The sequence below is a fragment of the Frischella sp. Ac48 genome (assembly GCF_019641635.1).
In the GTDB taxonomy this organism is placed as follows: Bacteria; Pseudomonadota; Gammaproteobacteria; order Enterobacterales; family Orbaceae; genus Frischella; species Frischella japonica.
The window spans coordinates 779,463-803,947 of sequence record NZ_JAETXP010000009.1 but is presented as its reverse complement, the minus strand read 5'-3'; the positions used below and the strand labels follow the sequence as shown (position 1 = coordinate 803,947).

The window sequence follows — 24,485 nt, the reverse complement described above, 5'->3', positions numbered from 1 at the left end:
GCTCATAATGCTCAGTTCTTATTCATTGGCTATGAGCTGAGAATTATGAAACTAGTGGTTTATTTTATGAAAATTCAGTTAGTAAACAAAGCATCGAATAATTATCGTCTATCATTATCTTTTACCAGCTCATATAAAATTAAATGCCTATGTCAACAAAATACTTAAAATTTTATACCACATAATTGTGTTGGTTAAGTGATGAAAGCAGTTCGTTGTTTTAAATTTATTAATAAAAATGCAGTAGCGATACTCGTTAGCGATTTGTTCACTAAGCAAAACGGTTCGGGTATTTATCTTGCTCATTAACGTCTAGCACAATTAATAAGCTAGTAGGGAAGTTCGCTGAAAAAAGATAAAGCCAAAAGCGACAAGATTGATTATAAAAATACTAAAAGTATGATTTCCTTAACCAAGGTAGGTTATACTTATTTATTGATTAAGGATTACCATATATCTTATACTTTAGTTAGACCTAATAGGTTAAAATAAAAAAATAATATTACTAATATAATAATAAGAAGAAAGGATTAAAATATGCTTAAATTCACCCGCCTTTTTCAAAAGAAAAAGCTATTACTATTTAATTTAAGCTTGCTCTTTTTTACCAATGAAGCCACACCAATTTCTACCACTTCTTCTAAAAACATTGAAGGCTCTGCGCCTTATCTAATTTTTGATGGGCAAAAATCGGACGATCTATCCCCCTTATTGACAGTCAAATTGCCCGCTCCTGATGGTATTACTACTATTACTAAAAATACTAATTCCAGTGCTAACGACCCAATAATATTAGCCAGCAACACTAAGTTTTCGAATATAGAAACTTTTGTAAAACTACCCTCTGAAAATAACAAATACCCTAAAATTCAATTAAGTGATGTTCTCGCTAATTCATGGGGTGATAAAGACGGAGATGTGGTTAAGTCTATAAGCAGTGAAGAATTTTTAACGTTATCTTGGTCCGATAATGAGGGGCATAATCTGACAGAGAAAATAAAAAAGAACCCGAATATGGAATTAGAACCATGTGATGCGCCATTTAAATTAACATTATCTGCAGACCAATTTACTCTAAGTACAGAATATGGCGTACCTAGAGATTCTAATTATCAATCTGTCGCACATGATTATTATTTTTCCCCTCAAGTTCCTTTAGCCGTAAAATTTTGTTATGCGCAACCAAATCTTAATAATCAGGATGATGTGGATACGGACAGTTGGATAAAAAACAAAGGCTTTGTCACTTATGATAAAAACAACCCAGAAAATAATTTCCCAACAACAGGATCAAACAACTTATTTTTTGATTTAAAACTTGCCGGCTTGACTGTTGACGATATTATCCGTATTAATGGTACTAACGTCACACCTATTAGCGGAAATGGCATAAGTTTAGCCTTAAGTAAAAAGGATGGAAAATTAAGAGTCACTTTAAAAGGACCAACATATACAAGCACAAATACTTCCTTTGAACCTGCAACGTTTAAATTATACGCCGACAGCGCTAAAAACACTGCTTTCTATTCGTTCAAAATACAACGCTGGTATATCGGATTTGAGAACGCTTCAAATGGTTATGCAGAAACTCTAACCCGTTGTCAAAAATTAAAATATGCTATACCTGATATTCGGGATTTTACAAACTCTAATCGTCTTACAAGCGTTGGGTGGAATGGTGGTATACCTGGAGTTGGAGAACCTTACCGAAGAAAGATCAGCTATAAACAAAATGATGGTAAATGGATGGGAGGATTATTTTCAGAGTGGGGTACTGTATATAATAGCTATTATGAAAATAGTGATTGGCCAAAAGATACTAAAAACGAATTTAAGGTTCCCTATTTTTGGACTAAACAGCTAAGAAGTACCAATGATTATTTCGTTGTTGAATCCAAGACCGGTTTTGTTGGCAACCGGCAAAGTAGTGAACAAAACTATAATACTGCCTGTGTGAGTTCTGGTAACTAACAATTATAATTGTTATGGCATATAATATAAATATTTTGTAAAATCTCTTTATTATTTCTTTTTTACTATATCGCAATAGCAGCTATACCTTATACCATAAAATGGTATAAGGTTTTTTATTATATCTAGTTAAACAATCTAAATTTTCCTTATGTTATAAACAACACACAAATGAAGATAACCTTCGGTAAACTGCAATCCGTCACTTCATTTTTTCTATGAATTATAGGTAACATTGCCTCGCCAATCATTCCAATTAGGGGGCAAAAATATCTATGGTAGCCAAATATTATAACATTACGCTTAAATTGCTCATTAATTCGCAAATCAATCGCTAATGTTATCGGGCACATATTATGATATGTTGACCTCTGGTCAGTAAAAGAGCAAATGAAAATGTTAGTATGGAAAATATATATCTAATTGACTAAATTGATTATCAAAACAGGTGATAATTTATAACCTATTGTAATAGCTATATTTATTGATTAATAACTATGGTTAACTTATACTTTATCTAAGCCATGATAGGTTTAAAATTATAAAAAGATTAATAACAAAAAGGATTAAAATATGTTTAAATACACCTGCCTTTTTCAAAAGAAAAAACTATTACTATTTAATTTAAGCTTGCTCTTTGTTACAAATGAAGCCACACCAATTTCTGCCACTTCTTTAAAAAGCATCCAAGGCTCTTCGCCTTATATAATTTTTGAAGGAAAAATATTGCAAGATTTAAATCCCTTATTGGCAGTTACATTGCCTTTACCCCCTAATGGTGATATTACTACTCTTGATATAGATACTGAATCCAGTGCTCAAAACCCAATAATATTAGCTAGCGAGATTAAGTTTTCGGATATAAAAACTTTTGTAAAACTACCACCTGAAAATTATGACTACCCAAAAATTCCAATAAAAAAAATTCCCAATCTTTCTTTTGTTGATAAAGACGAAGATGTTATTATGTATATAAGCAATAATGATTATTTAATGACAACTTGGTACGATAATGAAGGTTTAAGTCTGGTAAGCTCAATTCATTCTAACCCGGATATGAAATTAGATCCTTGTATGGCTCCATTTCATTTGAATGTATACGCATACGGTACAAGTTTTCAAACTGAATATGGTAACCCTCGTATTAAAGGATATCAGTTTACGACTCATAATTATTATTTTTCCCCTCAAGTTCCTTCAGGCGTTAAATTTTGTTATGCGCAACCGAATCTTAATAATCAGGATAATGTGGATACGGACAGTTGGAAAAAAAACAAAGGTTTTGTCACTTATGATAAAAACAACCCAGAAAATAATTTCCCAACTACAGGGGCAAATAACTTATTCTTTGATATAAAACTTGCCGGCTTAACTGTTGACGATATTATCCGTATCAATGGTACTAACGTCACACCTATTAGCGGAAATGGCATAAGTCTAGCCTTAAGTAAAAAGGATGGAAAATTAAGAGTCACCTTAAAAGGGCCAACATATACAAGCACAAATACTTCCTTTAATCCTGCAACGTTTAAATTATACGCCGACAACGCTAAAAACACTGCTTTCTATTCGTTCAAAATACAACGTTGGTATATAGGGTTTGAAAACGCTTCAAATGATTATTCAGAAACTCTAACCCGTTGTCAAAAACTAAAATATGATATACCTGATGTTCGGGATTTTACAAACTCTAACCGTGAGAAAGATCGAAATGGTATACAAATTGATTGGAAAAATGGTATACCTGGGGTTAAGGAAGTTTATCGACGAAAAATTAGCTATAAACAAAGTGATGGTCAATGGATGGGAGGATTATTCTCAGAATGGGGTACTGTAACCAATCAATATTATAAAGACAGTGATTGGTCAAATGACACAACCGACACATATAATGTTGCTTATTATTGGACTAAAAACATTAAAGATTTAAATGACCATTATGTTGTTGAATCCACACTCGGCTATGTGGGTAACCGAGGAACTAATGATGTTAGATATTACACAGGCTGTGTGAGTAAGGGTACCAATAATTAATAATATAAAAAAAATGAAAAATACTTCAGTTATAATAAACCAGGCATTTACGTTTATTTGCTATAATGACTAATAAAAAAGTTTCAAATCTTTTTATTTTTCGATTTTTCAGTGCCGATCACAGTAAAATGATGTATATCAGTGAAACCTTATACTATTTTATGTTTAAGGTTTTTTGTTTTAAACAAACTTAAAATATTCTATAAGCACAACAATCAAGACATATAAATAGATCAAGTTATTTAGAAAATAGACATAATATAGCGGTTAGTAAAGCTTTAAAAGACCACTTATAACGTCGTGGTCTTTTGTTGCCAACGTTTTCTTCTAACACAAGTTTCCCTGTAGATTTAATCCACGGTTTCTTACTTAGCCAATTTATTGTTTGGCTATTTTACTGTAGAATAGATAGCATTTTTATGCCTTGAATCAGGATTTATGCATTTATTATGAAAAATACAACTTATAATCCACAAGAAATCGAACAACCAATTTATCAACATTGGGAACAAAGTGGCTATTTTAAGCCTAATGGCGACAAATCACAGCCAAGCTACTGCATCGCTATCCCACCGCCGAATGTGACCGGAAGTTTACACATGGGGCACGCATTCCAACAAACCATTATGGATGCATTAATACGTTATCATCGTATGCAAGGTAACAATACGTTATGGCAATCGGGTACCGACCATGCCGGTATTGCAACGCAAATGGTGGTTGAACGTAAAATTGCTGCCGAAGAGGGCAAAACCCGTCACGATTATGGTCGTGAAATGTTTATCGAAAAAATCTGGGAGTGGAAAGCGCAATCAGGCGGTAGCATTACCAAACAGATGCGTCGTTTAGGCGATTCGGTGGATTGGGATCGTGAGCGCTTCACTATGGACGAAGGGCTATCAAATGCGGTAAAAGAGGTATTTGTTAGACTTTATCAGGAAGATTTGATCTACCGTGGTAAACGTTTGGTCAACTGGGATCCAAAATTACGCACCGCGATTTCTGATTTAGAAGTTGAAAATCGTGAAGTAAAAGGCTCAATGTGGCATTTACGTTATCCACTTGCTGACGGCGCCAAAACGGCAGACGGTAAAGATTATTTAGTTGTCGCCACAACGCGTCCGGAAACATTATTAGGTGATACTGGGGTAGCGGTCAATCCGGCTGATCCTCGCTATCAAGATCTGATCGGCAAATTTGTTATTTTACCTTTGGTTAATCGTCGTATACCGATTATTGGTGATGAACATGCCGACATGACAAAAGGTACCGGTTGCGTAAAAATTACTCCGGCACATGACTTTAATGATTACGAAGTGGGTCGCCGTCATCAATTACCGATGATCAACATCTTCACCTTTGACGGTGAGATCCGCTCACAAGCCGAAGTGTTTGACACAAACGGCGAACCGAGTGATGTTTATGGGGGAGATATTCCGACTGAATTGCAAAATTTAGAACGATTTGCCGCCCGTAAAGCGGTCGTTGCCGCCTGTGAAGCGCAAGGCATTTTAGAAAAGATTGAACCACATGATTTAACCATACCGTATGGCGATCGTGGCGGCGTGGTGATTGAGCCAATGTTAACTGACCAATGGTATGTGCGAGCGAAAGTATTGGCCGAGCCTGCTATTGATGCCGTTAAAAATGGCGATATCCAATTTGTGCCAAAACAGTACGAGAACATGTACTTCTCGTGGATGAATGATATTCAAGATTGGTGTATTTCACGCCAATTATGGTGGGGTCACCGTATTCCGGCATGGTATGATGCGCAAGGCAATGTCTATGTTGGGCGAGACGAAGCCGAAGTCCGTCGGGAAAACAATATCGCTGATGATGTGGTATTATCACAAGATGAAGATGTGCTTGATACCTGGTTCTCATCTGCACTTTGGACTTTCTCTACATTAGGTTGGCCAGAAAATACCGATGATTTGGCAACTTTCCACCCAACCAATGTACTGGTCACCGGTTTTGATATCATCTTCTTCTGGGTCGCTAGAATGATTATGATGACCATGCACTTTATCAAAGATAAAGACGGTAAGCCGCAGATTCCGTTTAAAACAGTCTATGTTACTGGCTTAATTCGTGATGAAGAAGGGCAAAAAATGTCGAAATCTAAAGGGAATGTTATCGATCCTTTAGACATGATTGACGGCATCTCACTTGCTGATTTACTGGAAAAACGTACCGGCAATATGATGCAACCACAACTGGCGGAAAAAATTGCCAAACGTACTGAAAAACAGTTCCCTAACGGCATTGAAGCGCACGGTACCGATGCATTACGCTTCACCTTAGCGGCACTAGCCTCAACCGGACGTGATATCAATTGGGATCTCAAACGTTTGGAAGGTTACCGCAACTTCTGTAATAAACTTTGGAATGCCAGCCGTTATGTACTTATGAACACGCAAGATCACGATTGTGGCTTTACTGGTGGTGATTTAGCCTATTCATTAGCGGATAAATGGATATTAGCTGAATTTAATCATACCGTGAAAACCTATCGAGAAGCGTTCGATACTTATCGATTTGATTTAGCCGCTAATATTTTATATGAATTTACTTGGAATCAGTTCTGTGACTGGTATTTAGAGTTAACCAAATCAGTACTGGCAAATGGTGAGCAATCTGAACAGCGTGCTGCTCGTCATACTTTAGTGACGGTATTGGAAGCATTGTTACGCTTAGCACATCCAATTATTCCATTTATTACTGAAGCAATTTGGCAAAGTGTTAAACCACTAATGCGTATCAAGGCTGATACTATTATGTTACAACCGATGCCGACTTTTGATAGTAAACATATTGACGATCAAGCTGTTGCCGATATTAACTGGATCAAAGAGGCGGTGATTGCCGTGCGTAATATTCGAGCTGAAATGAATATTGCACCGAGCAAACCATTACAATTATTGATTCGCCAAGCTTCACCTGCTGTTCATCGTATTATCAGTGATAATATAACCTTTATTGAATCGCTGGCAAGATTAGCAGAAATTGTTCTGTTAGATGAAGGTGAAACCGGGCCATTATCGGTCACTAAGTTAGTTGACGGTGCTGAACTACTTATTCCAATGGCTGGGTTAATTAACAAAGAAGATGAATTAGCTCGACTGGAAAAAGAGATGGCACGCATCGATAACGAAATTGCCCGTATCGACGGTAAACTTAGCAATAGCAGTTTTGTCGATAAAGCGCCAGCGGCGGTTGTTGCAAAAGAAAAAGAGAAGTTAGAAGGTTATCAAAACGATAAAAATAAGTTAATTGATCATTATGCAGCAATAAAAAAACTATAATCAGACCAATATAAATCTTGTTAAAACCCGCAAATTTGACGGGTTTTTTTATTTCAATCTTATCAAGATTAAAAACAATAGGGCAGGCTATTGATGCTGCCAATGACTATAAAACAAGTATTATTACATTATTCCCGCCAAAAATATATGTTATTAATTAAAACCATTATAACGCTTTCAACAGAGAATTTTCGATTCATTTTACCATAATTCAATATGTTGCGGCTTCAAATAATAAGTATATCTTATTTGTTACTAAATGACTTAATAACTAAAAGAGCTGTTTTGTATATAAATAATTTCAATAACACCTATGATGGATGTATAACTTGAATTTAGCTAAATAAGTCAGTTTTCATTAATTATTTGGTATATGACCAAATAAGTTCTGGGTATTTAGAATAAGCATAACTAACTGATTGTTAGCAAAATCGATTAATGAAGAAGTCCATTCACAATGGAACCTTGTAAAAAAGGTGCTATTTTTATATCTGTTTAAATGTTTAGTTGTTATCAATAACCTTGCTTCGATGGTTAAAAATCGTTATAGCCATCGTAATTTATATTATCTTAAATAGCAAAACGATTTCTAATTTAATTAATTGAATTAATTAGATATTTTAGCAATTAATATATATTCAGTAATAGGATTTTGTGATTAGTAAATTTATTTTATTTAAGTTATATTAAAAAAACATTTTAAAACAATCACTTACCAAAACTTGGAGAAAATCATGAGTAAACAAACACACAATCCATTGACAAAATATTATCACGAAAAATTTCCCAAACAAAAACAATCAGCCCCAGGTTTACAATGTGACATGAAGCCAATTCCTGATTGTGGTGAAAAAAGTTACCAAGGTCATCACCGTTTAGAAGGATTAAAAATGTTAGTCACAGGAGGGGATTCCGGTATCGGTCGAGCTGCAGCAATAGCCTATGCTAAAGAAGGGGCTGATGTAGCGATAAATTATTTATCTCATGAACAAAAAGATGCGGAAGAGGTTGCTAAAGTAATTGAATCAGTAGGTCGCAAAGCAGTACTTATTCCTGGTGACTTAAGTGATGAATCATTTTGTAAAAAACTTGTTGAAGAAGCCCATAAAAAACTTGGTGGATTAGATAATGTAACATTTGTAGCGGGTAAACAAACAGCAGTTGAAGATATTATGCAACTTACTACGGAACAATTACGTAAGACATTCGAAATTAATGTCTTTTCTTTGTTTTGGGTTACAAAAGCTGCTTTAGGTTATTTAAAGCCTGGTTCAACCATTATCACCACATCATCTATTCAGGCATATCAACCAAGTGCAAATTTATTAGATTATGCCTCAACTAAGACCGCCATCATCGCATTCACCCGTGGTTTGGCTAAACAAATTGCTCATAAAGGTATCCGTGTCAATAGTGTTGCTCCTGGGCCAATTTGGACACCATTACAAATATGTGGTGGTCAACCTAGTGAGGCCATACCTGAATTTGGTAAACAAACACCTTTGAAACGAGCAGGCCAACCAGTTGAATTAGCTAGTTTATATGTATTTTTAGCCTCAGATGATTCAAGTTATATAACGGCAGAGACCTTTGGCGTGACAGGGGGAGCTCATATCAACTGATGTGAGTATATGTTAAGGGCTATTTATAGCCCTTAACGATAATAGGTAAGATTCTGTATACAAAAGAGATATAAAAAGAATCAACATTAAAGTTTTATAATTAAACAGATTGAATTTCAAACAAAAACTTGAAGGATATAAAGGATTTAATAGAAAATATAAAGTAAAGCTTAAATTATTAATTAATAGTCTATTTAACATAATATACATTATGCGAATTAATAGTTAAGTTACTAAATCTTATCTAATTGATACATTTAATAAATTAAAATTAATCAATGATCCAATAGAATTTGAAGATTCAGTTTTTATTTTATTAAAGAGTTTAGCTGTAAAGTATGATTATACTTTAACAAGGGAATTCTGAATCATTTATAGAAAAGTAAATCGAAAACTATATTAATAAATTAAGTTAAAAAGGTCAGTTGCCATTTAATACAAAAAATTTAACCATGACCTTTGTGGAATATACAAAAAACTCAATGATAATGAAATGAAAACTTAATAAACGATCTTATTTTTATTGGTAAATAATTTTATGACATCCAAGAGGAAATAATCACTTTGTTAGTCTTTCCTCTTTTAGTTGAGATATATTTTATAACTCATTATCAATGATATTAGATTTGGATTGCTTTTCTAATCTAGAATGATAAAAATATAAATACAATAATCCAAAAGGAGCTATAAAAATAGAGAACACGAAGCATAATCCCATGGTGATTATTTTTACAAATAAAAATAAAATCAGATTTGAGAAAATTATGTTATCTCCCATTATAAAATCTATAATGCTTTCATAAACAAACCTAGAATATGGATATAATCCCCACATGATCAAAACCAATATAATTGCCAAAATACTTTCAGGTATTTTAAAGTGAGTTATAGGCATAACTAACAAAAAGATACCATAAACTAAACCGAAAAAATATTGTCGGAGCAAATATCTTTTTTCTAACCCACCAAATGTTTTGTTAATGAAATTAGCCATAAAAAATTTCTTCGATATTTATTTTGTAAAAAATATTAGACCACATAAAATTAAAATTGAAAACAATAGAAATGTAAATAATAATTTAACTTTGTACGTTAGTGTTATGAAATATCATTAATTATTTATTTCTGAAATACTATAGTTTAAGTTTCGTGAATTTTTTGTTGGTCAAATGGGAAGGAAAGACTCGCCCAAAATGCGTTAATAATCATTTGAGCTATTAAAGATAATTGATAACCATAATCTTTAACATCTAATTGTTCGCAAAAATCAAAAATCTTTCAATGTAATACAGAAAAAAACGCCCCCCACTCTTTTAAAAATATAAACAAATCAAATAGAAAAGTTAAGATAATGTATATTATGTTAAATAGACTATTAATTAATAATTTAAGCTTTACTTTATATTTTCTATTAAATCCTTTATATCCTTCAAGTTTTTGTTTGAAATTCAATCTGTTTAATTATAAAACTTTAATGTTGATTCTTTTTATATCTCTTTTGTATACAGAATCTTACCTATTATCGTTAAGGGCTATAAATAGCCCTTAACATATACTCACATCAGTTGATATGAGCTCCCCCTGTCACGCCAAAGGTCTCTGCCGTTATATAACTTGAATCATCTGAGGCTAAAAATACATAATTTAACCGACCAAATATCACTGTATTTTTTTCAAATTATTAATAAAATTTAAAAATATTCGTTAATATTGATATGAATCCTTTAAAAACCTAATAAAAAATGTTACTCTCGTTCGCATAAAAATTATATTTCACAACAAGATATAGATTCTTTATGCACGATATATATAAACCAATACGCAGTAAAAGTTATTCTGTTTCATGTGAGTTTTGCCGAATAGGCCCGTCTATTTGTATACCAAAGTTGCTTGAAAACACCCTCGATAATTTTATTAATCGCAAAAAGGAAATCGCTAAAAATCAAGTGATTGTTGATGAAGGTACACCTTTGGATAAAATATATATTATTAATAGTGGAGCCGTAAAAACCTATATTACAGTTAATGGTAAAGAGCAAATAAATGGGTTTTATCTTCCTGGTGATATCATCGGTTTAAATAGTATTCATAATTTAAAATATAATAATTCTGTTTGTGCTTTGACGAATACCTTAGTTTGTGAACTAAAATATAATGAACTGATAGGGTTAGTTTCTCAAAATACACATATGCAAAACACACTTTTGAAACTAATGAGTGAAGACATTCAAGATTATCAACAATTAATTTTATGTTTTTCCCAGAAAAATGCTGAAGAAAAAGTAGCTACCTTTATTTATTCACTTTATTTAAGATATGCACGCCGTGGGCATATTTCTTTAAATATTAAACTTTCCATGAGTCGTAGTGATATAGCAAATTATTTAGGATTAACGATAGAAACCATAAGTCGTATATTGACTCGTATGCAAGATTTAAATATTCTAACAGCACGAGGAAAATATATTTCGATTAAGGATCTATCTGCATTAATAAAGTTTGCAGAATATCACAAGTGACATTGTCACAAAAATGGGAAATGAATTTTATATGAAACAATTAAAGAAATCTTGTCTGGCTGCCCTGTTATTCTCTACTTTATCTTCCAATATAGTATTTGCAGCTCAGGAACTCACCCCAGAAAAAGCTAATTCATTACAGTCGTTTAAAGAAATTTCTATTCGTGGTTTATATTACAGCGAGTTAGATAAAGTGCGAGCAATTTCCAAAGCGGCAGATAAACAAGGCGCTGCTTATTTTTATATCACAAGTACCAATGTAGCACCAAGCAATGATGGACTACGTATCGTTTATGCAAAATTATATAAATCTGATGCCCAGTCTATTGATAAAACGGAACATAACTTTAGAAATTTTTCTGGGGTTTTAGAGTATCCTAAAGACACAGCTATACATTTTGAACCTTTTGACATTGTTAGATTGCGCGGTTATTTTCCGACTCAATATGAAATAAATACCGCAGTAGCAAAAGCAGCAGCTAAAAAACAGGCTTATGCTTTCTTTATCGATCGTTCAATCGAAGATAATGGTGGTAACCAAAACATTACCGCTTATTTATTTAAAAAAGATGCTCCCGAGCGCAAAATTCAACCAGAAAATGCAATCCCTTATGATTCTGAAGCCGGCCAGCTTGCTTTAGCACAAGGTGGAGAGGCTGCAATGCAAGTTGAGCGCCCAGGTTATTATTCCTCTACAGCATTCAATGAACAATTCTATGCTAAGAAGTTTAATAATACCGTTGAAAATGTAACAACAACTAAAGCCAAGAATCAAAACACTTCAGTTGAAACAGACACCAAGATTGCGGCAATTAATAGCACAACAACTAATACGGCAAAAACTGATGAAAACAGTACTCAACCGTCTATTCTTCCTCAGCAACGATCATCACGTTATACTGTTACCTTACCGGATGGTTCTAAAATTGAAGAATTAAATGATGCGACTGCAGCAAAAATGGTACCATTTGATACCATCAAATTTAAAGGTTATTACGTTTCTGAACAAGAAATATCATTTAATGCTGGTAAAAAAGCGTTAGCAAAAGGCGCAAAATACTACCACATATCACGCATTGCTCAAGATAGCAGAGGACCTAATAAAACAATATATGTTGATCTTTACCGTTGACATTGCGTTTCTTATATAAATAAAACTAAAAGAAGAGGCTCTGCCCTCTTCTTTATTTATTAAATTCATCAAAAACTTGATTGATTCTTTTTTCAGAAATAGGAAATGCTGTTCCAATTTGTTGAGCAAATAGATTAATCCGCAACTCTTCAATCATCCAACGGATCTGAGCAATTTTATCTTCCTGCCCTTTATATTGCCTCAGATTATTTATTAACGCAGTATAACGCTTAACTACGCGATTAATGATCATTAAATTAGCGCTATCACGTTTGGGATCAATAAATAGTTTTTCGATACGTTTATCAATAGCCTGTAAATAACGATAAACATCATGCAACTTTTGAAATCCTAAATCAGCCACAAAACCCTTATATATTAAATGTGATAATTGTTGTTTTATATCAGCAAAAGATAATGCCATATTTAAATCAACACGACCTTTCAGTTTTTTATTTAATTCATAATTTAAGGTTAAAATTTTTTCGACTTGCTTGGCTATTTCAACCACTAATTCATTAATGGTACCTTTTACCGAAACTAATAATTGTTGAAATAAATGTTGTTGAAAGATAAAGCCATCAGATTGCTGTTTAATTAAATAATCGATTCCACAAAAAATACAATCATCAATTAAGTCATCTATTTTACCAAATTGATTGAAATATAACCCGAGTTTAACTTTATTAGGAAGTTTTTCATGCATATATCTGATTGGTGACGGAATATTTAAATAAACTAATCGCCGAATACCCGCTAACATTAAATGATACTGTTCCTGTTGACTATCAACTAATTTAATAGCTACATAATCACCTTCATCAATTAATGTTGGGTATGCTTTAACAGTATAATGTTTTTGCTTTTTCTCATAAACTGATGGGATATCACCAAAATCCCATTGCGTAAGATGTTGTTTCTCAATCTCACTATTGGTTACTTGAGTTACATTACTTAACACTTTTTGGATTTTATCTTTCAATTGTTGTTTAATAGATTGAAGATCTTTACCCATAATAATGGTTTGATTATTTTCATCGACAATATTAAACGTCATCTTTAAATAATCATCGATTGCTGATAATTGCCAATTTTCTCTAGTTATGGAGACCCCCGTCATTTTCCTAAATTCATTTTCAAGTGTTGATAAAAAGTCCTGTTGACAAGAACTACACCTTTCTAAAAAGGCTTTAGCATAATTAGGTGCAGGCACTAAATTACGACGTAATGATTTAGGTAATGATTTTATTAAGGCAATAATCAATTCCTGACGAAACCCAGGGACTTGCCACTGAAATACTTCTGTATTTTCAATTTGATTTAAAATAGTTAATGGAATAGTAACGGTTACTCCATCTCTTTTACCACCAATATCAAAATGATAACTTAACTTTAATTTAAGATTATTGTCATATAACCAATAATCAGGATAATCTTGATCCGAGACTTTAATTGCTTTAGGGTTAATTAATGTTTTTTTATCAAACACCAAATAATCGCTATGACGTAAATTTTCTTTTTTCCACCAAACGGCGAAATGTTTTGCTGATATTACCGTCGAAGGTATCTTCTCATCATAAAATTGATATAAAGTAGATTCATCAACTAAAATATCTTGTCTACGTGATTTATGTTCAAGTAATTCTACTTCTTCAATTAGTTTTAAATTTTTATGGTAGAAATCATAATTACCGTCCCAGTCACCTTCTACTAAAGCATGTCGAATAAATAATTCACGACTTAATTTAGGATCAATTTGACTATAATTGACTAATCGATTAGAAACGATTGGTAAACCAAATAACGTTACTTTTTCAATCGCTAGGGTTGTACCCTGCTTTTTTGACCAATGTGGTTCATTATATTGCTTTTTGATAAGATGGCCAGCTAAAGGTTCAATCCAGTCAACCTCAATCTTAGCAATATTTCTACCCCATAATTTAGTTGTTTCAACCAATTCACCAGCAACACACCACTTTGGTGATACTTTAAACAATGCAGAACCTGGAAAAATTGAAAACTTCATATTTCTTGGACCAAGATACTCTAGTTTTTCCAAATCTTTCATACCAATATGAGAAAGTAATCCGCTTAATATGGCTTTATGAATGGCTGGATAATCACTATCTTGAGTATTAATTGGAAAATTAATCTGTTTTATCGTTTGTCTAATCTGAGTATAAACATCCTGCCATTCTTTAATGCGCAAGTAATTTAAAAATTCTTTGCGACACAACTGGCGAAATTGATTATTCGTTAAACTTTTCTGTTGTTCCTCAATGTATTTCCATAAGTTAAGATAACTTATAAAATCAGAATTTTTATCTGCAAAACGTTGATGTTTCAAATCTGCTGCTTGTTGTTTATCAAACGGGCGTTCGCGCGGATCTTGTATCGATAAAGCTGCTGTGATAATCATAATTTCTCTAACACTAGCATGTTGGCGAGATTCAACTAACATCCGAGCAAAACGTGGGTCTATTGGCAATTGTGCTAATATTCGCCCTATTCTAGTTAAATGAAGACGATTTTTTTTACTATAAATTGCACCTAATTCTTCTAAAACTCGACTACCATCGGTTATATGTCTTTTATCCGGTGCTTCAATAAATGGAAATGCGTTAATATCTCCCAGATCTAACGCTATCATTTGTAAAATTACGGATGCTAAATTCGTACGTAATATTTCTGGCTCCGTAAACTCAGGACGACTAAGAAAATCCTGTTCATCATATAAGCGAATGCAGATACCTTCTGATGTTCGTCCACATCGACCTTTACGTTGATTAGCTGATGCCTGTGATATTGGTTCGATAGGTAATCGTTGAACTTTAGTACGATAACTATAACGACTAATACGTGCTTTACCAGGATCAATAACAAACTTTATACCAGGTACTGTTAACGAAGTTTCAGCAACATTGGTAGATAAAATAATACGTCGTCCTTTATGTGTTTGGAAAATGCGATTCTGTTCTGAAGCAGATAATCTAGCATATAATGGTACAATTTCCGTATGCTGTAGATCTAATTTATTCAACACCTCGGCTAAGTCACGAATCTCTCTTTCTCCGGTGAGAAAAATCAAAATATCACCAAGTTTATCTTGAACTGATAACTCATCAATTGCATTAATTATTGCTTGAAAATCATCAGAACTATCTTCATCATTGACGAAAGGACGATAACGGACTTCAACTGGATAAGTACGTCCTGATACTTCAATTATCGGTGCATGATTAAAATGGCGTGAAAACCGTTCTACATCTATAGTCGCTGAAGTGATAATGACTTTTAAATCAGGACGTTTGTTTAAAATCTGCTTTAAATAACCTAAAATAAAATCAATATTTAAACTTCGTTCATGGGCTTCATCAATAATAATGGTATCATATTGTGTTAATAAACGATCTTGTTGAACTTCAGCCAATAAAATTCCATCAGTCATCAGTTTTATCAGTGTTGTTTCTTGTACATTATCACTGAAACGAACTTTATAACCGACCAGATCGCCTACTTCGCTTTTCAATTCCTCGGCCAATCGTATAGCAACCGATCGAGCAGCCAAACGCCTTGGTTGGGTATGACCAATAAACCCTTTTACGCCTAATCCCAGTTCTAAACAAATTTTAGGGATCTGTGTCGTTTTACCTGAACCTGTTTCCCCTGCTATAATAATTACTTGATTGTTTCGAATAGCATTGTAAATCTCAGATTTCTTTTGGCTTACAGGTAATTCAGTTGGATAATTAATTGATTTTGGAATACGTTGTTGGCGATTGGCAAATTCGCAATTGGCCATTTCAATTTGTTCTTTAATGGCTAAGAAAGCAACTTCATCGCAAGATTTTTGCTTTGATAAAAGTATTAACTCTTTTTTTAATTTTGATTTTTGTTTTAGAGTTACTGATTCTAATTTACCAAATAATTCTTTTATATGTTGATAATAAGGCATAATTTAAATCGATCAAATCTTCATAAATTATTTAAATTTGTTAATTATTATAACAAATTTTATTTAGTTTATTGAAATTATTATATAGTGCCGCTAATTAAACAAAAATGTAGCGGTTAGGGTTATGCCTTAACAACAATAGTATGTGGCATTACTTTTCAAGTATTGACAAGTAGAGCAACCATTAACTTATTGTTATGAATTTCATAGCAGTAAGCAAAATTGATAATAAGTATATTAAAATAATTCCGAAAATTTCTAGATTGTCGATAAGCTCTTAGGGGATAAGCAAAATTATCACAACCAAATTTATATTTTAATTTAGATAATTTGAAAAAAGTTAAAAAATATATAAAAAGTGCTGATTTATGGGCGGTGTATTAACTTAAAAATTTTACCGTAAAGTAAGGTAAAAACCTTCATCACTATTTTCAGGATCCTTTACACGATAGCTAATAGGAAATTTAGCAAATTCCTTATCTAAAAAATAAATTTCAAGATTAGCATTACAAATATATGAACCTAGTTTTTTATCCATGTTTTGAGTTATTATATTGTTAACATAAATATGAAAAGCATATTTTAAATTATCATTTTTAAACTTGGATCTTGTTGCAAAAAGACCGCTATCATTTTATCTGTTATATATTGTTTTATCCGATTGGTTACTTTCTCATCAGAACAATTTGGCACGATAGAAGCCCAAGAAAATAAAGGAAAAAAGATCATAACAATAAGCATATTTTTCACTTTTTATCTCCATCTTACCGAGCTGAATAGGTTTAGTATGCAACGCTGTTTACGCTCAAATAATTGAATAAAAACCAACTGTCAGCTAAATTATATTTCTAGTTTATTCTACAATATTACCCTTTTCTTATTTGACAACCAAGATAACGCTGACTATCACAAATAGCAAATTTTAATTGCTCACCATTCGCTGATATAACTTACTCAACCACTAAATAATCGCCATGTGTAATAACTAATTGTTAGAATAATTTTGTCGCAGTTTCATAAAAAATTCCATTTTATCCAGCTCAACTTTGAATAAATCAACCAAATTCGCCAAAGTTTTTAACCAAACTTTTTTATAATGCATAACTAGGTAATTGCTGCTAATGGTTAATATGTTAACCCGGTTGTACATCACATAGTGAAAAATAATGCTTAATCATCATCTATCATTGTCTTACTCCTTATGTTTTGATACCACTTTTGCTCTTCTCTAGTTTCATATTATGTTTAATAACAGCTTTATTGTATGTCACCACCTTAAAAACATAACTCATTATTTAATATAAATTTTTTATTAAGAATTTGTACCTAATTTATGAAATTCTTCTTGTATTTGATAAAAATAAAGCATATTTTGTATTTATAAAGTTGTTATAAATTTTTTAAGTTAATTAATAATTATTGCAAAAGTTCAATTAAGTAATGGGAAATTTGCAAAACGTTAACTCTCATTTAAATGATTTATGGTAATGTTATATTGGTTTAATCGTTTTAACTTATTTTGCTAGATGAGGAATAAAATTATGAAAAAATTTTATGGTTTATTTGTGTTACTCGCAACGACTGTATTACTAAATGGTTGTGATAAACAAGATAAACAATCGATCCTAACTGTTGAATTACAACATCATCGTTTTACTCTCATTAAAGCAAATGGTGAAGAAGTAGCGCCAGAAAAACAAGCCTTCATCGAGTTTAGTGAAAAACTGACATATAACGGAAAAATGTGCAATGAGTTTTTTGGACAAGCTTCTTTAAATCGAGATGTCATTAAAAGTGCTGATTTTTCTTCTACTCAAAAATTGTGCGACGATCAGCAATTGAATAATCTAGATACCATTATTTATCAAATGTTCAAAAATGGGGCAACTGTTGAAATTAAACAAGGCTATGATAATACCCTTTTACAATTGAAAGATAAAACCAATGATTTATATTTCGAACTTAAAGATTTAATGTAAGATTTTTTAATTAAAGGGAAACATCTTTTCTTTTAATTATTCGCATTTAAATTAATTATTATTATCAATAATGGTATAAAGATTGTTCTAATTATAATAAGATTAGTTGAATAAACATCATAAAATTCTTTATAAAAAAAATTGATGCTATATAATAGGCAACAATTATTAATATTGTTTATGAGTTAATCTTGTGAAAACATTATCAACAAAAAATACAGGTAACTTTGTCGACATTGTTTTTAGCTTTGTAATTATTTCACAGACAGCCATAATTTAATTCTACCAATGCTTAGTCATTGGTTTTTTTATTCCTAATTTTAAACAATCCGCAAATATTTGATTTTTAACATTAACTTAATAGCAGATATCATTATGAAAAAAACTAAAATTGTATGTACCATTGGGCCTAAATCAGAGTCTAAAGAAATGTTAACCAAACTTTTAAATGCAGGTATGAATGTAATGCGTTTAAACTTTTCACATGGTGACTATGATGAGCATGGCGGTAGAATTAAAAATCTACGAGAAGTAATGCAAGAAACCGGCTTTAAAGCAGCAATTATGCTAGATACTAAAGGACCTGAAATTCGAACTATTAAACTTGAAGGTGGTAACGATGTTTCTTTAGTTGCTGGTCAAACATTTACATTTACCACGGACAAATCGGTAATTGGTAATTCTCAACGTGTAGCTGTTACTTATGAAGGTTTTGCTGAAGATTTAAGTGTCGGTAATCGAGTCTTAGTTGATGATGGTTTGATTGCCATGGAAGTTACAGAAATCAAAGGTAATGAAGTAATTTGTAAAGTTTTAAATAACGGTGATTTAGGTGAAAACAAAGGTGTTAACTTACCAAACGTGTCTATTAAATTACCTGCATTAGCTGAAAAAGACAAACAAGATTTAATCTTTGGTTGTGAACAAGGCGTTGATTTCATTGCTGCATCTTTTATTCGTAAACGTTCTGATGTCGAAGATATTCGTAAACATTTAGCCAACCATGGCGGTGAAGACATTAAGATCATTTCAAAAATTGAAAATCAAGAAGGATTGGATAATTTTGACGAAATTTTAGAAGCTTCAGATGGTATCATGGTAGCTCGCGGTGACTTAGGTGTGGAAATTCCAGTTGAAGAAGTGATTTTCGCCCAAAAAATGATGATCAAAAAATGTATTAAAGCCTCTAAACCGGTTATTACTGCCACCCAGATGCTTGACTCCATGATTAAAAATCCACGCCCTACTCGTGCTGAAGCTGGCGATGTCGCTAACGCAATTTTAGATGGCACTGATGCCGTAATGCTATCTGGTGAAAGCGCTAAAGGTAAATATCCTTTAGAAACTGTGCAAGTTATGGCAACAATTTGTAAACGTACGGATAAAACAATTTCAGCTTCATTAGAATTACAAGCACTTGAAAAACTTAGAATTACTGGAGCGGTTTGTTGTGGTGCAGTAGAAATTGCTGAAAGATTAAATGCGCCGTTAATTATTGTTGCGACCCGTAGCGGAAAATCAGCTCGAGAAGTACGTCACTATTTCCCAAAAGCAAAAATATTAGCATTATCTTCCAGTCAAAAAACCATCAATCAATTATTGCTCACTAAAGGGGTTGAACCCGTTCTTATCGATGCTATAAAATCAACTGATGATTTCTATCGTTTAGGAAAAGATATGGCCGTTAAATTAGGATATGTAAAATCTGGCGATATCGTGGTAATGGTATCTGGTGCATTAGTTCCCAGTGGTACTACCAATACAACTTCTGTTCACCGCGTCTAATCATTCATAAAACTAACTTAACTTATTAATCTTTTTGGTGAATAAACCCGATGTTTTCATCGGGTTTTCTTTTTTATAGATTATTCATGTTAATTTCTATATGTATTTGTAAATATATTGTTAATATTTATATCAAACCGATATAGACAATACCTTGCTGCAACATCACAATAATGAAAAATTCCTCAATAGCTAACTTGAACAATGATTATGATAAGATTTAAATTAGTTGATTCTAACTAATAAATCGAAAAATAAAAAGAAGGTATTAGAATGGAAATAGATAAAAATAATACTAGCCATAACTTTATAAAATTGAACTATATTATTAATTTGCTAACAGTTATCGCACCAAAATTAATTTATCAAATATCCCCAGCCCTAATTTTACTAGTTTTCAGTAATATTAATATGGCAAATGCAATAATTTCTACAACATCATCAAAAACAATTCAAGGCAATCCACCGGAATTTTTTATAACTGATTCAGTTAATAATAAATTAGGGTTTAAATATAATCACCAGAATTATAGTGAATCTATTGGTAATGTACAAAGTGATTCAATTTTATATTTTAATAAGCCAATGATTAATCTTAACGACTTTAAGATGATAACCTTTTTTACTAAACGTAGAACAACTAATGATTTAACCGGCGATTATTTTGATGTTGATGGGGATGATTTTGCAGACATTCCGGTTACTCAAGATTTAACCTTTATCTGGCGGGATAATAACAATAAAGAAATAGACGTCAATGATTACGAGAATATTGGATGCCATAACAATAAATATGCAATGCCTTTAACATTGGAAATTATCAGCAATAATATTCAGGTTCACACAAAATACGGTCATCCTAATACCAGTGATCCTGTTCAGCCTATAATTAAAACTTATCAACTTGCTTTTGTTGGCATATGTTATGCAAAACCTAATAGTTTAATTGTCGATCCTACTACACAGTGGCGCGCCGTTAAAGCCGACAAAACCGGTCTTTCTGGTTGGAATCCCACTGGCGTTAATATTAATGGCGCCAGTCAAACTGAATCGGTGCTATTTTATGGCGGAGGATATGCGAAAAATTATGTCCCTTATCATGGATTTAAATTTAAACCGGGAAATAATACACTTAGTCATTTCCCATATACAGGATTTGACGGAGCACAATTTCAAGTGGTAATGAGCGGATCACAAGAGGATTATAATTATTCTATTAGTTATAATAGTGGTAAATATACGGTTGATCAAAACGGTATGATTACATTTGTTGATAAATCAGAACCAGAAGATGAGATCATCATGACAGCAACTCTCAAATCGGATCCAAACTATACCTTCAAATATAATTTCAAAATTGCCAAGTGGCTATATCCGATGAAAATATTTGATGATGAATCGTTTAATTTTACAATTGAAGAGATGAAGCAATTATGTATCAACGATAACAAAGTGTTGGCCACTTATAGGGATTTAAGTGGCAGTACTAAGTACTTCGAATATAATGTAATGACAAGGTCTATCGGTGGGGTAATAACTGAGTGGGGAAGATTGGCTCAACCAGGTCAAAAGACATCTGATACTTATCCAAAATCTAAATGGGGATATGCTTGGTACTATAACAGAGATTTTATAAAGAATAAAGAAACTGGTGGAAAAGTTCAACCAATAATAGTATCCAGCTACGATGGAATGGTTTCTCTTCCAAGTCTATGGAACGGATTTTCGAACAAATCTTTTGTTTGTCAAGCAGTTCGTGAGTAATAAACTAAGGCACTATCCAAGGCGATAGTGCTTTTATATCTTTAATATCAAATGATAACCATTTAATCGTTGTAATTTGATAAATTATAAATTACGTCCTTAACATAAATTGAATAAATTAATTTTAAATCAATCTAAACAGTATTTAATCAATATTTATCTTATTTAAAACCATATTCGAAGTGCCAAATCAATATATTAATGTTATGTAATAAGCAGCAATAATTTATAATGTTTACGAGTTAATCTTGCGAAAACATTATCAACAAAAAAACAGGTAACCTTATCGACAGTGTTTTTAGCTTTGTAATTATTTCACAGACAACCATAATTTAATTCTACCAATGTTTGGTCATTGTTTTTTTATTCCTAATTTTAAACAATCCATAAATATTTTATTTTTTACATTAACTTAACAGCTGAAATCATTACGAAAGAACTAAAATTGTATATATCATCGGACTTAAATCAGAGTCTAAAGAAATGCTAACCAAACCTTTAAATACAGCGATTAATGTTATGCGGTTAAACTTTTCACATGGTGACTATATTAACAAGGCGATTAGATTAGAAATTGACGTGAAGTGATGTTAGAGACTGGCTTAAAAGCAGCAATTATGCTAGATACTAAAGGATCGGAAATTTGTAAAAATTTATTTATAATAACTTAAGAAGTTTCTGCCAAAAATAAAATAAAGATCAATATTTATAGCAAACTGATTATAGACAATATTACAATAATAACAAATACTTTACAGCCTACTTGAATTCTTTCGCATACAATCTTATGATGAGATTCTAATAAACGCTTTATACAATAATTTTAATCAGTATTTAGCTAATAAATCAAAAAAATAAAAAGAAGATATTAGAATGGAAATATATAAAAATAATACTAGCCCAAACTTCATAAAATTAAACTATATTATAAAATTGCTAACTGTTATCGCACCAAAATTAATTTATCAAATACCCCCTGTCTTACTTTTATTAGTTTTCAGTAATATCAATATAGCAAATGCATTAATTTCTTCGACGTCGTCAAAATCAATTCAAGGCAATCCACCAGAATTTTTTATAACTGATTCAGTTAAAAATAAATTAGGATTTACCTATAACCAAACAGATTATAGTGAATCTATCGGTAATATACAAAGTGATTCAATTCTATATTTTGATAACCCAATGACTAATCTTAACGATTTTAAGATGAAAACTTTTTTTACTGAACGTCAAGCGATAAATGATTCAACTGGTGAATATTATGATGCTGATGGGGATGGTTTTGCTGACATTCCGGTTACTCAAGAGTTAACCTTTATCTGGCGGGATAATAACCAAACACAGATAGACGCCAATGATTACGAGAATATTGGATGCCATAACAATAAATATGCAATGCCTTTAACATTGGAAATTATCAGCAAAAATATTCAGGTTCACACAAAATATGGTCATCCCAATACAAGTGATCCTGTTCAGCAAGCTTCTATAATCAAAGCTTATCAACTTGCGTTTGTTGGCATGTGTTATGCAAAACCTAATAGTTTAATTGTCGATCCTAATACACAATGGCGCGCCGTTAGAGCGGACTATACTGATGCTGATGCTTGGAATCCCACAGGCATTGGTATTAATGGCTCTAAACAAGATCGACCAAATGAGCGATTCGGTGGAGGATATACAGCAGATTATGTTGCTAATCTCGGTTTTAAAGTAAAACCTACTGTTTCAGATAAAACTTTCCCAACAACCGGATTTGATGGAGCACAATTCCAATTGGTAATGGGGGGATCACAAGAAGATTATAATTATTCTATTAGTTATAATAATGGTACATTTACGGTTGATAAAAATGGTATGATTACATTTGTTGACAAATCACAACCAGAAGATGAGATCATCATAACAGCAGCTCTCAAATCAAATTCAGAATATACCTTCAAATATAAATTTAAAATTTCGTTGTGGGTTTATCCAGGCGAACTAATCTCATCCCGAGCGGAGAATCAGGTTAGCAAATTTAACGAAAAATGCACAAAAAAGAATAAATCACTCGTTGGACGTAACGACTTGAATGCCAACACTTGGTACTCCAAAAACTCTTTGGACTTTGATAAGACCCCATCAGATATTAATGTACAAAATAGAGATATTCAATTTAATGTATTTATAAGAGGGATTGGAAATGGTGTATTGGGGGAATGGGGAAGATTGGTTCAACAAGGTGCTAAGTCATCTGACACTTACCCGAAATCTAAGTGGGTATCTGGTTGGTTTTTTGTCAACGAAACACGAAAGAATAGATTTGGTGGAGAAGAAGCAATTATTGTTTCTATCTTAGATGGTATGATTTCTTATATGAGTTCATGGTCAGGATTTAGAGACAGATCTTATGCTTGTAAATAAGTTGCAT

General features: G+C 32.2%; 13 protein-coding genes and 1 pseudogene. 11 read left to right on the top strand and 3 right to left on the bottom strand.

Annotation, left to right across the window (positions count from 1 at the left end):
- Positions 1-537 precede the first annotated feature (537 nt).
- From JMI89_RS08165 to JMI89_RS08150, 4 genes are all read left to right on the top strand, one after another.
- Positions 538-1,971 (top strand): hypothetical protein, encoded by a 1,434-nt coding sequence (locus tag JMI89_RS08165; protein ID WP_220679780.1) that lies wholly within the window; start codon positions 538-540, stop codon positions 1,969-1,971.
- 573 nt (positions 1,972-2,544) lie between these two features.
- Positions 2,545-4,005, top strand: a complete 1,461-nt coding sequence (locus JMI89_RS08160; protein ID WP_220679779.1) for a hypothetical protein — start codon at positions 2,545-2,547, stop codon at positions 4,003-4,005.
- A gap of 449 nt (positions 4,006-4,454) precedes the next feature.
- Positions 4,455-7,313, top strand: a complete 2,859-nt coding sequence (locus tag JMI89_RS08155) for a valine--tRNA ligase (protein WP_187755253.1) — start codon at positions 4,455-4,457, stop codon at positions 7,311-7,313.
- Between the two features lie 734 nt (positions 7,314-8,047).
- The gene (locus JMI89_RS08150; protein ID WP_220679778.1) at positions 8,048-8,935 is read left to right on the top strand and encodes an SDR family oxidoreductase; all 888 of its coding nucleotides are present in this window, start codon (positions 8,048-8,050) and stop codon (positions 8,933-8,935) included.
- Positions 8,936-9,533: 598 nt separating this feature from the next.
- Here the strand turns inward: JMI89_RS08150 and JMI89_RS08145 are convergent.
- Complete coding sequence (locus JMI89_RS08145) at positions 9,534-9,929, bottom strand: hypothetical protein (protein ID WP_187756466.1); 396 nt, start codon at positions 9,927-9,929, stop codon at positions 9,534-9,536.
- Between the two features lie 802 nt (positions 9,930-10,731).
- Between JMI89_RS08145 and JMI89_RS08140 the strand changes: the two genes are divergently transcribed.
- On the top strand, positions 10,732-11,454 hold the full coding sequence (locus tag JMI89_RS08140; RefSeq protein ID WP_187755261.1) for a cyclic nucleotide-binding domain-containing protein: 723 nt from the start codon (positions 10,732-10,734) through the stop codon (positions 11,452-11,454).
- Positions 11,455-11,485: 31 nt separating this feature from the next.
- Positions 11,486-12,586 carry a YdgH/BhsA/McbA-like domain containing protein gene (locus tag JMI89_RS08135; protein WP_220679777.1) on the top strand — a complete coding sequence of 367 codons (1,101 nt, stop codon included), beginning with the start codon at positions 11,486-11,488 and terminating at the stop codon, positions 12,584-12,586.
- Between the two features lie 52 nt (positions 12,587-12,638).
- Here JMI89_RS08135 and hrpA read toward each other — a convergent pair whose 3' ends face one another.
- Positions 12,639-16,541: an ATP-dependent RNA helicase HrpA gene (hrpA, locus tag JMI89_RS08130; protein WP_220679776.1), complete on the bottom strand. Its 3,903-nt coding sequence runs from the start codon at positions 16,539-16,541 to the stop codon at positions 12,639-12,641.
- Positions 16,542-17,123: 582 nt separating this feature from the next.
- On the bottom strand, positions 17,124-17,291 hold the full coding sequence (locus JMI89_RS08125; RefSeq protein WP_220679775.1) for a hypothetical protein: 168 nt from the start codon (positions 17,289-17,291) through the stop codon (positions 17,124-17,126).
- Between the two features lie 791 nt (positions 17,292-18,082).
- On the opposite strand from JMI89_RS08125, the gene JMI89_RS08120 reads away from it, so the two are divergent.
- The 5 genes and pseudogenes from JMI89_RS08120 to JMI89_RS08100 all read left to right on the top strand — a co-directional run bounded on the left by JMI89_RS08120 (position 18,083) and on the right by JMI89_RS08100 (position 24,478).
- A complete protein-coding gene (locus tag JMI89_RS08120; RefSeq protein WP_187755265.1) occupies positions 18,083-18,520 on the top strand; it encodes an META domain-containing protein in 438 nt (145 codons plus the stop codon).
- A 375-nt stretch (positions 18,521-18,895) separates the two neighbouring features.
- Complete coding sequence (gene pykF, locus JMI89_RS08115) at positions 18,896-20,305, top strand: pyruvate kinase PykF (RefSeq protein ID WP_220679774.1); 1,410 nt, start codon at positions 18,896-18,898, stop codon at positions 20,303-20,305.
- A gap of 273 nt (positions 20,306-20,578) precedes the next feature.
- The gene (locus JMI89_RS08110; RefSeq protein WP_220679773.1) at positions 20,579-22,069 is read left to right on the top strand and encodes a hypothetical protein; all 1,491 of its coding nucleotides are present in this window, start codon (positions 20,579-20,581) and stop codon (positions 22,067-22,069) included.
- A 483-nt stretch (positions 22,070-22,552) separates the two neighbouring features.
- A pseudogene (locus JMI89_RS12065) lies at positions 22,553-22,713 on the top strand (pyruvate kinase); the annotation flags it as partial.
- Positions 22,714-22,942: 229 nt separating this feature from the next.
- Entirely contained in the window at positions 22,943-24,478 is a 1,536-nt protein-coding gene (locus JMI89_RS08100; RefSeq protein WP_220679772.1) for a hypothetical protein, read from the top strand.
- Positions 24,479-24,485: the final 7 nt, after the last annotated feature.